Here is a 13763-nt window from a genome sequence, read left to right on the forward strand (position 1 = left end):
GCTTGGCGGGGTCAGGAGGTGGGGTGCGGAGCGCGAATCCGGTACTGGACCGGCTGGGTGACGCCAGCCGGGAGCGACGACTGCCCCGGGCCGGTGGCGCGGAGGCGGTGACGGTCGACGACGTGGTGGTCCGTGCCGTCGGGCTGCTGCTGCTGACCGGCGTCGTCGCGGCGGCTGCCTGGGTGGTCGTACCCCAGGCACTGTGGCTGCCCGCGGCGCTGGCCGGCACCGCGCTGGCCGGCGTGGCGCTGGTCCTGGTGATCTCGCTACGCGGCATCACCCACCCGGCGCCGATCATCGGGTACGCCCTGCTGCAGGGGCTGCTGCTCGGTGTGGCCAGCCGGGCCTTCGAGGCGATCTACCCAGGGATCGTGGCGCAGGCCGTGGTGGGCACCTTCGGGGTGTTCCTCGGCATGGCGCTGCTCTACCGGGCCCGGCTCGTCCGGGCCACCCCACGCCTGGCCCGGCTGGTGATCGGCACCCTGCTCGGGGTGCTCGCGGTGAGCCTGGTGAACCTGGTCTTCCGGCTCCTCACCGGCCGGCAGGCAGTGGAGGTCTACAGCCTCACCGGCCAGGTGGGCTGGCTGCCGTACGTCTTCTCCGGAGTTGCCATCATCGCCGGGGCGTTGAGTTTCGTCCTCGACTTCGACCAGATCGAACGGTCGGTCCGCGGCGGCCTGCCCCGCCGGTACGCCTGGCTCTGCGCCTTCGGGCTGTTGGTCGGGTTGATCTTCCTTTACTGGCAGATCCTCCGGCTGCTCAGCTACCTGCGGCGCTGACCGGAGGCAGGCGCGACCGCCCGTAGACTCTCCGGCGATGAGCGCAGCGGTGTTGGACCGGGCGGTGGGGCTGCTGGCCCGTCAGGTGGGGCACTGGCAGCAGCCGCGCTGGGCGGCCGTGCCGGACGGCGGCGACGCGTCCCGCGCGGACCTGGTGCACCGGCTGGTGCAGAAGATCGCCGACCTGGGCGCGGACGCCGAGGGCCGACCGCGCCGGGCGGTGCCCCGGCTGCCGAACGACCCGGCGCTGGTCGACCAACTCCGGGTGGTCGCCGTCGACCTGGTCGCGGCCGGGCCGTCCGAGGCGGTGCTGGGCCGGGCCGCCGCCGCCGTGACGGCGACCCGGGCCGCGATCTGATCCGTCAGCCCTTCAGCCAGCGGCGCACCTTCCGGCGACCGCTGCGACTGCGAGCGGCGGCGACGGCCGGCAGATCCCGGTCGGCTGCCATCGCCTGTCGGGCGTGCAGCAGCCCGTAGGTGAAGGTGTTCTCGCCGTCGGCGTACGCCCGCAGCGCCTCCCGCCGCAGCACCTCGCGCGTCATCACCGAGTCCTGGTACGCGCCGAGCAGGTTCTGAAGGTCCTTCAGCCGGGCCAGGAGAACCGCGGCGGGCTTCCCCACCGCCGGTTCGCGCACCTCGACGGCGTAGCGCGCCGCCTTGTACGCCTTGCGCGCCTCGTGCAACGCCGCGGCCCTCTCCTCGCCCCGGTCCGACCCGGACAGGGCGCGGTCCAGCCGGTCGTCGGCGCGGTCCAACGCCCGCCGGACCCGGCGGATCACCCACCGCCGCCTGACCGTGCCCGCCGTCGTGCCCTCCGCCAGCCGGTCCAACCGGGTGAGCAACTCCGGGTACCGCTCGGAGTCGAACGCCCGCGCCAGCCCGTCGAGGGCCGTGGCGACGTCGGTGGCGAACCGTTCCGCGATCCGTGCGGCGACCGGGCCGAGCACCAGCTCGGGCGGTTCGGCGGCCACGGCCGTGGTCAGCCGGGCAGCCATCACCTGGGCGTCCCGGACGGCGCCCAGCTGCCTCCCGAGCCACCGCAGCTCGGCGCGGAGCTCCTCGCCCTCCCGCCGTTCCCACAGACCCCGGAAGGTCCGCAGCGTGGCACGTAGCCGGCGGACCGCGACCCGCATGTCGTGTACGGCGTCCTCGTCCCCGTGCCGGGCGGCCGGATGGTTCGCGATCAGCGCGTCCCGTTGCGCGTGGAGGTAGTCGACGACGGGAGCGGCCGCCGGATCCGTCCGCGCCCGGTCCGGCGCGGTGGCGAGCCGGCCGCCCAGCGCGCGGTGTGACTTCGAGACGGACACCGGTCGCGCCCCCGCCTCCCGCAGCCTCGCCGCCACCGCGTCGAGCAGCCGGTCGTCGCCGTCGACCAGCTCGACCTCGACCTCGTGCCAGGCCTGCCGTTCGTCGCTGACCAGGTCGTGGCTCTCGACGGCGTCCTCCGCGACCTCCGCCAGCACCCGGCCCTGCCCGTCGAGCAGGCGGTGCTCCCGCCGCCGGGTGATGACCCGGGCCGCGGGTGCGACCGGCGCGCCCCGGGAGGCGGCCCGGAAGAGCCCGACCAGCTCGGCCGGCGGATCGCCGTCGTCCGGCCCGGCCGGGAACTGGTACTCGGTGCGGGGGCCGCCGGCCGCGCCGACCTTCAGGTGCCACCCCGCGTCGTGGCCGCCGGTGCGCCGGCGCAGCGCGTAGCCGCTGCGGGCCAGCCGCAGGTCCGCGGTGTCGTGGTAGACCGCGTCCAGGTCGAGCGCGGTGGCGTCGGACATCCTCGCGACGCCACCGCAGCCGGTCAGGTCCGGCAGCCGGAAACCGTCGTCACCGGAGTACTTGCGTTCTCGCTCCACCACGGCAGCCATGACGACCAGATACCCGGGCAGAGCGCCGGCGAATCGACAATCAGCTCAGCCGCTCCAGCACCATCGCCATGCCCTGGCCGCCGCCGACGCACATCGTCTCCAGGCCGATGCTCCGGTCGTGCCACTCCAGCGCGTTGAGCAGGGTGCCGGTGATCCGGGCGCCGGTCATGCCGAACGGGTGGCCGACGGCGATCGCCCCGCCCATCACGTTGAGCTTCTCCTCGGGGATGCCGAGCTGCCGGTAGGAGGGGATCACCTGGGCGGCGAACGCCTCGTTGATCTCGACCAGGTCGACATCGCCGATGGTCATGCCGGCCCGCTTCAGGGCCTGCCGGGACGCCTCGACCGGCCCGAGACCCATGATCTCCGGCGACAGCGCGGTCACCCCGGTGGAGACGATCCGCGCCAGCGGAGTCAGCCCGAGGTCCTTCGCCCGCTGGGCGCTCATCACCACCACGGCGGCGGCGCCGTCGTTGAGTGGGCAGCAGTTGCCGGCGGTGATCCGGCCGTCCGGGCGGAAGACCGGCTTCAGCCCGGCCACCGCCTCCAGGGTCACGCCGGGCCGTGGCCCGTCGTCGGTGCTGACCACGGTGCCGTCCGGGGTGGTCACCGGGGTGATCTCCCGGGCCCAGAAGCCGTCGGCGATCGCCTTCTCGGCCAGGTTCTGGCTGCGGACGCCGAAGGCGTCCATGTCCTCGCGGGTCACGTCGTACGCCTGGGCCAGATTCTCGGCGGTCTGCCCCATCGCCAGGTAGATGTCCGGCAGCTCGCCGGCCTCGCGCGGGTCGGTCCACACCTCGGCGCCGCCGTCGGCGCGGCGCTCCGAGCGCGCCCGCGCCTCGGCGAAACGCGGGTTCTCCCAGCCGCCGCCGACCAGCGCCTGGGCCTCGGGCGGCAGGGCGTCGGAGTTGCCCCGGGCGTACCGGGAAACCATCTCCACCCCGGCGGAGACGAAGACGTCGCCCTCACCGGCCCGGATCGCGTGCATCGCCATCCGGGTCGTCTGCAACGACGAGGCGCAGTAGCGGGTCAGCGTCGCCCCGGGCAGGCCGTCCAGGCCCATCAGGGTGGCGACCACCCGGGCCATGTTGAAGCCCTGCTCACCGCCGGGCAGACCGCACCCGAGGTACAGGTCGTCGATCTCGGTCGGGTCGAGCCCCGGGACCTTGTCCAGCGCGGCCCGGACGATGGTCGCGGCGAGATCGTCCGGGCGGACGTCGCGCAGCGAACCCTTGAACGCGCGCCCGATGGGGGACCGGGCGGTGGCGACGATGACGGCGTCGCGGGACGACTCAATCGGCATGAACCAACGTTAACCCGCGAGTAACTTAAGGCGGAAGGAGCCCACCCGGCGGGAAATGTCACCCCGGCCGGAGTCAGTGCGGGGAGGCCGTGGTGGCTGCGGCGACCGCGGGAAGCAGGGCGTGGGCCCAGACCCGGTAGCCGTCGGCCGAAGGGTGGAAACCGTCGTGGCAGAGCGTGCCGGCGTCCGCCCGGAACACCGGCCCGGTCTCGGCGGCCAGGTCGACCACGCTCCCGCCGGCGTCGAGCACGGCGGCGGTCTGGGCGCGGGCGATCCGCCGGCCCGACCAGCCGAGCACCTGCCGCAGCGGCTGCGCCACGGCGCGTACCGCCCCCAGGTCGGGGCAGGTGCCCACCACGACCTGGACGCGTGCCTCACGCAGCCGGCGCACCGCCGAGGCGAGGTACGCCGCCGCCTCGGCCGGCCGGCGCATCCCGGTGGCGTCGTTGGCCCCGATCAGGATGACGGCGACGTCCGGGCGTTCGCCGAGCAGCGCCCGGGCCACCTGGGTGGCCAGATCCGTCGAGCGCGACCCCGAGACACCCACGCTGGACAGGTGCACCCGTCGACCGGCTGGCCCCTCGGCCAGCAGGTGGGCGAGCTGCCCCCCGACGGTGTCGTCGAAGCGCCCCACCCCGACCCCGAGGGCGGATGAGTCGCCGAGCAGCACCAGCCGCAGCGGCGGCGCGCCGGCCCGCCCCACCGTGGCCCGAAGCGCGAGCCCGAGCTCCGGCTGGGCGTAGCTGCGCCCACGGGCCGCCACGGCCTGCCCGGCGAGCACCGCGGCACCGCCGATCGTGCCGGCCACCAGGGAGACCGCCGCCGCCTTCCCGAGCCTGAGCGCCAGGTCGGCGCCCCCCCACCGCTCGTTCATGCCAATCCCTCCCTCCGGTCGGGACCGCCATGAGACTCCGACGCGCTGAGCCGGCTGAATCGCTCGCTGCGCTCGGTCATGACGTTCCCTCCAGTGTGGGTGAGTCGGCGGCGGCGCCGGGCTGCGGCACCACACCGACGCCGAAGAAGGTCCGCCGGCGCAGTTGAGCCCAACGACCTGCCGGCCCCCGGTCGCGCCCCCGGACCTGGGTGCCGCTGACCTCGGTGCCGGCGTGCCGCGCCGCCTCGTGGGCGGCCTGCGGCAGCGAGCGTACGCCCTCGCCGTGGCCGAGAACAGGACGGCGTTCCGGGCCCGCGCCGAGGGCGGAAACCATGGTGGGCAGCAGCGCGGCGGCGGCCACCGCATACCCCTCGGCGGAGGGATGGAACCGGTCCCAGGCGAACATCCGGGTCGGCTCCGCCGCGAAGCGGGGACCGAGCAGGTCGCCGAGGGAGACCGTCCAACCACCCGCCTCGACCACCGCCACCGTCTGGGCGGCGGCGAGCTGCCGGCTCCACCGCCGGGCCAGCCAACGCAGCGGCGGCTGGATCGGCTGGATGGCGCCCAGGTCCGGGCAGGTGCCGACGACAACCTCACAGCCGGCGGCGCGCAGCGTGCGGACCGCGCCGACGAGGTGGCGCACCGCCAGGGCGGATGGGGTGCGGTTGGTGACGTCGTTACCGCCGACCAGGATCACCGCGATGTCCGGGTCGCCCTCCAGGGCTGACTCGACCTGCGGTCCCAGCCCGGCCGACAGGGCGCCCACCACGGCGAAGCGGCGCAGCCGGACCGGCCGGTGCAGCCGTCGGGACAGCCCGGTGGCGAGCAGCGCGCCCAGGGTCTCCCGCCGGCGGTGCACCCCGTAGCTGGCAGCCGAGGAGTCACCCAGGACCACCATCGTCAACGGTGGGCCGGGCAGTTTCGCGCCGTAGACTCCGTCGCAGCGCGGCGGGGGCGCCTCGGCCATCGGGATCGTCCGTCGGGCCTGCCGGGCCTGCCCGGCCAGCACCCCGCCCGTGGCGACAACGGCCGCCGCGGTGGCGCCCGTGCCGATCGCCGCCACCCGGGCGAGCTGCCGGGCACGCCGCCACCGCGAACCAGCCGGTACGACCGAACCAGCGACCCCCATGCCGCGACATTATCGCGCCGGCACGACACACCGCCGACCTCGCGACCCGGACAGCCGGTGGCCGGGCACCGAGCAGGGCCACGGGCGGCTGCCCGGTCCATGGCTGGACGGGGACCGTACGGGGTACCAGTTGGGCAACGACGACGGGCGATCGGCGGGGGACTTGCGCACCGGAGGCACCCTTGGACCGGCGAGAGGGGCGAACGATGGGTAGAACGTTGAAGCGGAGCGCGGCCTTCGTCGCGCTGGCCCGGTCAGTGGCGGCGGGCGCGCGGGGCGGGCCCGCGCTGGGCACCCGGTTGGCCGCCGTGCCGAGGATGATCCGGGCGACTGCCCGGGGCGAGTACGACGGTGGCCTGCGACTGGCGCTGATGGCGGCGGCGACGGCGTACGTCGTCTCCCCGGTGGACGTGGTGCCGGAGCTGTTCCTGACGGTATTCGGTCTGCTCGACGACGCGGTGATGGTGACCTGGCTGGCCGGCAGCGTGCTGGCCGAGACGGAGCGCTTCCTGGCGTGGGAGGCGGGTCGCACCTCCGTGGTCCCCGGGCAGGTGGTCGGCTGACGGCACGTACGCTGGGCGACGAACGAGTACGTCTGCCCGGCCGCCGTCGCCGGCGCCGCAACGAAGGGCACAACGAGGTGCAGTACTACGACAACGTCGTCGACCTGATCGGCGACACCCCGCTGGTGCGGCTCCGCAACGTCACCGACGGTATCCAGGCGACCGTGCTGGCGAAGGTGGAGTACCTCAACCCCGGTGGCTCGGTGAAGGACCGGATCGCGCTGCGGATGGTGGAGGACGCCGAGGCCGCCGGGATCCTCAAACCGGGCGGCACGATCGTCGAGCCGACCAGCGGCAACACCGGTGTCGGGCTGGCCCTGGTCGCCCAGCTCAAGGGCTACCGGTGCGTGTTCGTCTGCCCCGACAAGGTCAGCCAGGACAAGCAGGACGTGCTGCGGGCGTACGGCGCCGAGGTGGTGGTCTGCCCGACCGCCGTCGCGCCGGAGGACCCGCGCTCCTACTACAACGTCTCCGACCGGCTGGCCCGGGAGATTCCCGACGCCTGGAAACCCGACCAGTACAGCAACCCGGCAAACCCGCGCTCGCACTACGAGAGCACCGGCCCTGAGCTGTGGCAGCAGACCGAGGGCCGGATCACCCACTTCGTGGCGGGTGTGGGCACCGGCGGCACCATCTCCGGCATCGGCCGCTACCTCAAGGAGGCCTCCGAGGGGCGGGTCAGGGTGATCGGCGCCGACCCGGAGGGCTCGGTCTACTCCGGCGGCACCGGCCGGCCGTACCTGGTCGAGGGTGTCGGCGAGGACTTCTGGCCCAAGACGTACGACCGGGGTGTCGCCGACGAGATCATCGAGGTCTCCGACAAGGCGTCCTTCGAGATGACCCGGCGGCTGGCCCGTGAGGAGGGCCTGCTGGTCGGCGGCTCCTGCGGCATGGCCGTGGTCGCGGCGCTGGAGGTGGCCCGCAAGGCCGGCCCGGACGACGTGGTCGTGGTGCTCCTGCCGGACAGCGGCAAGGGCTACCTTTCGAAGATCTTCAACGACCGGTGGATGGCCCGGTACGGCTTCCTGGCGGACGCGGGCACGGAGCCGACCGTCGCCGACGCGCTCGCCGGCAAGCCGGGCGGCCTGCCCGAGCTGGTGCACGTCCACCCGACCGAGACGGTCCGCGACGCGATCGACTACATGCGCGAGTATGGCGTCTCCCAGCTGCCGGTGCTCAAGGCCGAGCCGCCGGTGGTGACCGGCGAGGTGGCCGGCTCGATCGCCGAGAAGGACCTGCTAGACGCGCTCTTCACCGGTCAGGCCCACCTGCACGACACCATCGAGCGGCACATGACGGACCCGCTGCCGATGATCGGTGGCGGGCAGCCGGTGAGCGAGGCCGTGGCCCTGCTGGAGAAGTCCGACGCGGCCCTGGTGCTGGTCGACGGCAAACCCAAGGGTGTGCTCACCCGGCAGGACCTGCTGGCCCATCTCGGCGCGCGCTGAACGGGTGTGGGTCCCGCTCTCCGGGGCGGGGCCCACGCCCGACCGGTCGCACAGCCGGCTCACAAGCACCGCACAGCCACCGCCCACGTCCTGTTCCTACCGTCGGTGTCGCACGATTCGCCGCAGGACACCGGGAGGACAGATGGGGTACGACCACCACGAGGGGCAGCGGGTCAGCCGCCGCCGGCTGATCGCCGGGATCGGTTCGGTCGGTCTGACCGGCCTGCTGGCCGCCTGCGGCCGGGACGGCGGGACGGTCACCACCTCCACCGGCGAGACGGTGGCCCCACAGGCGACCACGACGAGCGACCTGACCTCGCTCTTCGCCGACGCGAACACCTGCCGGTTGACCGCCAGCACCACCCAGGGGCCGTACTACTTCGACGCCGACAAGATCCGCAGCGACATCCGGGAGGACCGGAAGGGCGTCCGGCTGCGGGTGGCCATCCGGGTGCAGGACAGCGAGCAGTGCGGCCCGCTGTCCAACGCGGTGGTGGAGATCTGGCACTGCGACGCGGCCGGGCTGTACTCGGGCGCGGAGGCTCAGTCGTCCGGGGCGAACGGCGGCTCGGGCGGTCCCGGCGGGGCCCCGCCCGGTGGTGTCCCGAGCGGTGCGCCGGCCGGCAACCCGCCGTCCGGCGGCGCGCCGAGCGGCGGCGGGAACGGGCAGATGGCCGACCTCACCCCGACCGACGACAAGCGCTACCTGCGGGGCGCCCAGGTCACCAACGCCGACGGCATCGTCGAGTTCACCACCATCTGGCCCGGTTGGTACCGGGGCCGGACGGTGCACATCCACGCCATGGTGCACCTGGACAACAGCCGGGTGCTGACCACCCAGCTGATGTTCGACGAGGCGTTGAACACGAAGGTCTTCGCGGCGCAGCCGTACGCCGCGCACACCGGGCGGGACACCCTCAACGACAACGACAACATCTACGCCGACAGCATGCTGCTCAAGGTCACCGAGGACGGCGACGGCTACCTCGGCGTGATCAACTTCGGGGTCGACTCGGACCGGGACGGGTCGTGACGTCCGGCGACCCGCGGAGCGGGCGGGCGTAGCGCAGCTGCGGGACCGCCACCGGGCCGATCCGCTCGTCCCGAATCTGTCCGGTGGCGGTCCAGCCGCCCCGCTCGTAGAACGCCCGGGCGCGCGCGTTGTCCCGCAGCACCCAGAGCACGGCCCGGGACCAACCCCGGGAGCGCATGGCCTCCAGCGCGTCGATCATCAGCTGCCGGCCGGTGCCCCGGCCGCGTTCCGTCGGGTCGAGGTGGATGGCGTTGAGCAGGCCGGTGCCCGGGTCGCCCTCGTCGTCCGGCCCGAGGTAGCTGAAACCGACCAGCCGGCCGTCACGTTCGGCCACGGTCATCCGGTGGTCGTCCCGCTCCCACGCCCACCGCTCGATCCAGTAGCCGCCCATCGCCGCCTCGGTCGGCTCGGCCAACGCCGTTGGCGGCAGGAACGACGAGTACGCGGCCACCCGGGACTGTTGGTGCAGGGCTCCGACCACCATCAGGTCGTCGTTGGTGGCGGGACGCAGCGTGGCGGTCACCCGGCCGAGGCTACCCGGCGGGGCGGCACCGGCACGGTGGCCAGATCCTCGGCGATCACCAGATCACCGGTGAAGTGCTCCCGGGCCTCCTCGGCGAAGCGGCGCGGGTCGGCGTACCGCTGGGAGAAGTGGGTGAGTACCAGTGTGCGTACGTGCGACTCGGTGGCCACCCGCGCGGCCTGCGCCGCGGTCAGGTGGCCGACCTCGGCGGCGAGGGCGGCCTCCGACTCCAGGAACGTCGACTCGATGACCAGCAGGTCGGCGTGCTCGGCGAGGGCGTACACCCCGTCGCAGAGGCCGGTGTCCATGACGAAGGCGAACCGCTGCCCCGGCCGGGTCACGCTCACCTCGTCCCGGGTGACGCGGCGTCCGTCCCGGTCCAGGTGGCCGACGCGGAGCAGTTCCCCGACCGCCGGGCCGGCGATGCCGTACGCGGCCAGCTTCTCCGGCAGCGTCCGGCGGCCGTCCGGCTCGACCAGCCGGTAGCCGTACGTCTCGATGGGGTGCCGCAGCCGGCGGGCCTCCAGCGCGCCCCCGCGCAGAGTGATCCGCTGCCCGTCCGCCTCGATCGGCTCGACGGCCAGCTCGGTGGTCTCGTGGAAGGAGCTGGCGTGGCGCAGCCGGGCGAAGTACCCCGCGCCGCCGGCCGGAAAGTGCACCGCCACCGGGCGCGGCACCCGGTCCAGGCTGAGCCGCTGGATGATGCCCGGCAGGCCGAGGCAGTGGTCGCCGTGGAAGTGGGTGACGCAGATCCGGGTCAGGTCGGCGGCGGTGACCCCGGTGCGCAACAGCTGTCGCTGGCTGCCCTCGCCCGGGTCGAAGAGGATCACCTCGTCGTCCCAGCGCAGCACGTACCCGTTGTGGTTGCGCAGCCGGGTCGGTGTCTGGCTGGCCGTCCCGAGCACCACCAGTTCCCGCATCGACACGGAACTCTCCTGGAGATGAAGCGACCCCCGGGGCTTCCGCGCGGACGCGCGGGCCGGCTGGACTGGGCCGGCACCCCGGGGGTCGGGTGGCTGTCGTGGATTCGCCGCACCGCTGCCACACGGTCTCGACGATGGTGCCTGGTGCCCGCCTCGCGGCGGACGGATTTCACTGTCGAGGACAGCGGCTAGCGGACAGCCACCTCACGAGTCCGATTGCTATACAAGTCTGGACCACCTCCTTTCCCGTGTACGGCCACGTTATCCACTTCCGGTGGGCGCCGGCAACGGATTTCGATCACACGGCTCGACGCCGGGACGCGGCCGACTCAGTCGATGCCGATCGGGCCCTCGCGGGGCCCCTCCTCGCTTGCTGGCTGAACGGCCAGCGACGGGAAGTCGGCCAGGTCGCCCGGCTCGGCGTCCCACTCCGGGAAGACCAGATCGCTCTGCAGGTAGAGGCAGAGCAGCTGGGTTAGGTGGCGCAGCCCGTCCAGGTGGGTGCGCTCGTGCCCGTGGGTGGCGTCCACCCCGAAGCCGAGCAGCGCCACCCGGGCGTGCGCGCCCGCCTCGACCGCCGCCGCCACGTCGGAGCGGTAGTAGTCGAAGACGTCCCGGACCAGGTCGACGCCGTGCTCCTTCGCTATCGCGGCGAGGTTGCGGGTCAGGTGGTAGTCGAACGGGCCGACGCCGTCCCCCATGGCCAGGGTGGCCATGTCCTCCCGGGACTGCTGGCCGGGGGCGACCACCGCCGCGTCCACCGAGACGATCTCCGCCACGTCCGGGTCCAGGCCGTGGCTGGCCCCGTGGCCGATCTCCTCGGTCACGGTGACCAGCAGGTGCGCGGTGACCTTCGGGGTGATCCCCGCGTCGACGATCGCCTTGAGCGCGGTCAGCACCGCCGCCACGCCGGCCTTGTCGTCCAGGTGCCGGGACTTGACGAACCCGCTCGGGGTGATCGTCGGGTTGGGCAGGAACGCCACGAAGTCCCCGGCGTCGATGCCCAGCTCCCGCAGCCCGGTGATGTCCTCGACCGGCTCGTCGATCCGCACCTCCACCAGTTCCCACCCGACACCCTGCAGGTCGACCGCCTCGTTGTAGCGGTGCCCGCTGGCCTTCAGCGGCAGCACCTGGCCGGTGATCACCCTGTCCAGGTCATCGGTGAAGATCCGCACGTGCGCGCCCTCGGCGAACCGGGCGGAGTGCGTGCCGATCGGCTTCAGCTCCAGCCGGCCATTCTCCTTGAGCCGCTTGACCATCCCGCCGATGGTGTCGGTGTGCACCACCACGGCCCGGTCGGCGCCGGTCTGCCGGGGGCCGGGCAGGCAGGCGCTGAGCGCCCCGCGCCGGGTCAGCGTCGAGGTGATCCCCAGCGCGGAGAGGCGCTCGCCCACGTACTGCTGCACGTGGTCGGTCCGCCCCGATGGGCTCGGGATCTCCAGCAGCTCCAACAGCACCTGCCGCAGGTAGTCCAGGTCGATCTCCAGCGGCTTGGGGCTCACGCGCCCCCTCCGGGACCGGCCGGGCTCCAGAGCCGCTGCGGAGCACGGGTGCCCGGAAAAAGCAGGTCGATGAAGCGCTCCGCGGTGGGCTGGGGCTCGTGGTTGGCCAGCCCCGGCCGTTCGTTCGCCTCGATGAACACGTGTTCCGCCTGGTCGGGGGCGGGCACCAGTAGGTCGAGCCCGGTCACCGGGATGTCCAGGGCCCGGCTCGCCGCCACGCAGGCTCCGGCGATCGCGGGGTGCAGTTCGGCTGTCACGTCGTGGATTGTGCCACCGGTGTGCAGGTTGGCGGTGCGGCGTACGGTGAGCACCTTTCCCTCGGGCAGCACGTCGTGCATGCGGTACCCGGCGTCGGCCACCACCTCGCGGGTCATGTCGTCGACCGGGATCCGCGACTCGCCCCCGGTGGCGGCGGCCCGCCGGCGGCTCTGCCGCTCGATCAGCTCGGTGATGTCGTGCACCCCGTCGCCGGTGATCTGCGCCGGCCGGCGCACCGCGGCGGCCACCACCTCGTGGTCGATGACGACCACCCGCAGGTCCTCGCCGGACCGCATCTCCTCGATCAGCACGTCCGGGCAGAACCGGCGGGCCAGCTCGACCGCCGCGGCCAGCGCCTCCGGGGTGCGTACCCCCACGGTGATGCCGTTGCCCTGCTCACCCCGGGCCGGCTTCACCACGACCGGGCCGACGTCCGCCAGGAACGCCAGGTTGTCCGGATCGCCGGTGGCGGTCCGGCCGCGCGGCACCGACAGGCCCGCCTCGGTGAGGATCCGCCGGGTCACCCGCTTGTCGTCGCAGCGGCTCATCGCCACCGCCGAGGTCAGCTCGGACAGCGACTCGCGGGTGTGGATCGTCCGGCCGCCGTTGCTCAGCCGCAGCTCGCCCCAGTGCGCGTCGGTGACCTCCACCCGGATGCCGCGCCGCATCGCCTCGTCCGCGATGATTCTCGCGTACGGGTTGAGTCCGTCGTACCCCTCGGGGGCGGCGGGCAGGAAGAGCCGCTCGTTGATCGGGTTCTTCCGCTTCACGCACAGCGTGCCCGTCCGACGGAAGCCGAGCCGCTCGTAGAGCCGGACCGCGCCGGAGTTCTCCGCCAGCACCGACAGGTCGACGAAGGCCCGGCCGCGCTCGTCGAGCCGGTCGGCCAGCGCGGTCAGCAACGCCTGGCCGGTGCCGGGCGGGGCGGTGTTGAAGTCGACGGTCAGGCACCACAGGCTGGCGCCGTTCTCCGGGTCGGCGAAGACCGCGACGTGGTCCACCCCGGTGATGGTGCCGACGATCTCCCCGGTGCTGCCCTCGGCGACCAGGTGCAGGAACCGGTCGGTGCGGGCGTTGTCCACCAGCACCTCCACCGGCGCGGTGACCATGCCGTTGCGGGCGTAGATCCGGTTCACCGCGTCCGCGTCGTCGGCGTCGCGCAGCGGCCGGATCACCAGCCCGGGCAGCTCGCCGCCGCCGTCGCTGGCGGCCGGCCGGTGCTCGCCCAGCGGCAACCGGTAGGTCAGCGACGGATCGATGAACAGCTCGTCGGGGAGCCGGGACACCAGCACGTGCGGGTCGCGCAGGTAGATGCAGATGTCCCGGGCACCCGCCGCCTCGGACCGCAGCACGTCGGCGACGGCCGCCTGGTCGGCGAAGGTCTGCCCGAAGACCAGCCGGCCCCAACCGCAGTCCAGCACCACGTCCGCCTCGCCGGCCGGCTGCCTGCGCGGCTCCGGCGCGCCCTGGGCCACCGGGTCGCCACCGGGGCCCACCCGCTCCCGTCGTCGGCCCAGCACCCGCTCCCGGTCCGGACGAGCCGTGCCTGTCGCCAGCGTCTCGGTCATC

13 protein-coding genes are annotated in these 13763 nt (G+C 73.6%); 5 read left to right on the forward strand and 8 right to left on the reverse strand.

Features of this window, described 5'->3' with window-relative positions:
• Positions 1-23 precede the first annotated feature (23 nt).
• Together E1193_RS10750 and E1193_RS10755 are read left to right on the forward strand one after the other, a co-directional pair.
• Positions 24-779: a Bax inhibitor-1/YccA family protein gene (locus E1193_RS10750; protein WP_132182720.1), complete on the forward strand. Its 756-nt coding sequence runs from the start codon at positions 24-26 to the stop codon at positions 777-779.
• Positions 780-816: 37 nt separating this feature from the next.
• Positions 817-1137: a hypothetical protein gene (locus E1193_RS10755; protein ID WP_132182722.1), complete on the forward strand. Its 321-nt coding sequence runs from the start codon at positions 817-819 to the stop codon at positions 1135-1137.
• 4 nt (positions 1138-1141) lie between these two features.
• Here the strand turns inward: E1193_RS10755 and E1193_RS10760 are convergent, their stop codons facing one another.
• From E1193_RS10760 to E1193_RS10775, 4 genes are all read right to left on the reverse strand, one after another.
• Positions 1142-2638 carry a CYTH and CHAD domain-containing protein gene (locus E1193_RS10760; protein WP_132182724.1) on the reverse strand — a complete coding sequence of 499 codons (1497 nt, stop codon included), beginning with the start codon at positions 2636-2638 and terminating at the stop codon, positions 1142-1144.
• A 40-nt stretch (positions 2639-2678) separates the two neighbouring features.
• On the reverse strand, positions 2679-3941 hold the full coding sequence (locus E1193_RS10765; RefSeq protein WP_132182726.1) for an acetyl-CoA C-acetyltransferase: 1263 nt from the start codon (positions 3939-3941) through the stop codon (positions 2679-2681).
• A gap of 73 nt (positions 3942-4014) precedes the next feature.
• Positions 4015-4815 (reverse strand): SGNH/GDSL hydrolase family protein, encoded by an 801-nt coding sequence (locus tag E1193_RS10770; protein ID WP_132182728.1) that lies wholly within the window; start codon positions 4813-4815, stop codon positions 4015-4017.
• Positions 4816-4891: 76 nt separating this feature from the next.
• Positions 4892-5944 (reverse strand): SGNH/GDSL hydrolase family protein, encoded by a 1053-nt coding sequence (locus E1193_RS10775; RefSeq protein WP_132182730.1) that lies wholly within the window; start codon positions 5942-5944, stop codon positions 4892-4894.
• Between the two features lie 206 nt (positions 5945-6150).
• On the opposite strand from E1193_RS10775, the gene E1193_RS10780 reads away from it, so the two are divergent.
• The 3 genes from E1193_RS10780 to E1193_RS10790 all read left to right on the forward strand — a co-directional run bounded on the left by E1193_RS10780 (position 6151) and on the right by E1193_RS10790 (position 8988).
• A complete protein-coding gene (locus E1193_RS10780; protein ID WP_132182732.1) occupies positions 6151-6507 on the forward strand; it encodes a YkvA family protein in 357 nt (118 codons plus the stop codon).
• 77 nt (positions 6508-6584) lie between these two features.
• On the forward strand, positions 6585-7955 hold the full coding sequence (locus tag E1193_RS10785; protein WP_132182734.1) for a cystathionine beta-synthase: 1371 nt from the start codon (positions 6585-6587) through the stop codon (positions 7953-7955).
• A 142-nt stretch (positions 7956-8097) separates the two neighbouring features.
• Positions 8098-8988, forward strand: a complete 891-nt coding sequence (locus E1193_RS10790) for an intradiol ring-cleavage dioxygenase (RefSeq protein ID WP_132182736.1) — start codon at positions 8098-8100, stop codon at positions 8986-8988.
• Here E1193_RS10790 and E1193_RS10795 read toward each other — a convergent pair.
• The 4 genes from E1193_RS10795 to ngg form a co-directional block, all read right to left on the reverse strand.
• Positions 8951-9511, reverse strand: a complete 561-nt coding sequence (locus E1193_RS10795) for a GNAT family N-acetyltransferase (protein ID WP_132182738.1) — start codon at positions 9509-9511, stop codon at positions 8951-8953. The two genes, E1193_RS10790 and E1193_RS10795, sit on opposite strands and share 38 nt — an antisense overlap.
• On the reverse strand, positions 9508-10437 hold the full coding sequence (locus tag E1193_RS10800; protein WP_132182740.1) for a ribonuclease Z: 930 nt from the start codon (positions 10435-10437) through the stop codon (positions 9508-9510). The genes E1193_RS10795 and E1193_RS10800 overlap by 4 nt, the downstream gene beginning before the upstream one ends.
• Positions 10438-10763: 326 nt before the next feature.
• Entirely contained in the window at positions 10764-11936 is a 1173-nt protein-coding gene (locus E1193_RS10805) for an osmoprotectant NAGGN system M42 family peptidase (protein ID WP_132182742.1), read from the reverse strand.
• Positions 11933-13762 (reverse strand): N-acetylglutaminylglutamine synthetase, encoded by a 1830-nt coding sequence (gene ngg / locus E1193_RS10810; protein ID WP_132182744.1) that lies wholly within the window; start codon positions 13760-13762, stop codon positions 11933-11935. Before ngg ends, E1193_RS10805 begins: the two co-directional genes overlap by 4 nt.
• Position 13763: the final 1 nt, after the last annotated feature.

Source organism: Micromonospora sp. KC606 (assembly GCF_004348675.1).
Taxonomy (GTDB): domain Bacteria; phylum Actinomycetota; class Actinomycetes; order Mycobacteriales; family Micromonosporaceae; genus Micromonospora.

What these genes read in the sequence shown, in the direction of transcription:
- E1193_RS10755 (WP_132182722.1), top strand. Translation starts at nt 817, where the DNA reads ATGAGCGCAGCGGTGTTGGACCGGGCGGTGGGGCTGCTGGCCCGTCAG.
- E1193_RS10760 (WP_132182724.1), bottom strand. Translation starts at nt 2,638, where the DNA reads ATGGCTGCCGTGGTGGAGCGAGAACGCAAGTACTCCGGTGACGACGGT.
- E1193_RS10765 (WP_132182726.1), bottom strand. Translation starts at nt 3,941, where the DNA reads ATGCCGATTGAGTCGTCCCGCGACGCCGTCATCGTCGCCACCGCCCGG.
- E1193_RS10770 (WP_132182728.1), bottom strand. Translation starts at nt 4,815, where the DNA reads ATGAACGAGCGGTGGGGGGGCGCCGACCTGGCGCTCAGGCTCGGGAAG.
- E1193_RS10775 (WP_132182730.1), bottom strand. Translation starts at nt 5,944, where the DNA reads ATGGGGGTCGCTGGTTCGGTCGTACCGGCTGGTTCGCGGTGGCGGCGT.
- E1193_RS10780 (WP_132182732.1), top strand. Translation starts at nt 6,151, where the DNA reads ATGGGTAGAACGTTGAAGCGGAGCGCGGCCTTCGTCGCGCTGGCCCGG.
- E1193_RS10790 (WP_132182736.1), top strand. Translation starts at nt 8,098, where the DNA reads ATGGGGTACGACCACCACGAGGGGCAGCGGGTCAGCCGCCGCCGGCTG.
- ngg (WP_132182744.1), bottom strand. Translation starts at nt 13,762, where the DNA reads ATGACCGAGACGCTGGCGACAGGCACGGCTCGTCCGGACCGGGAGCGG.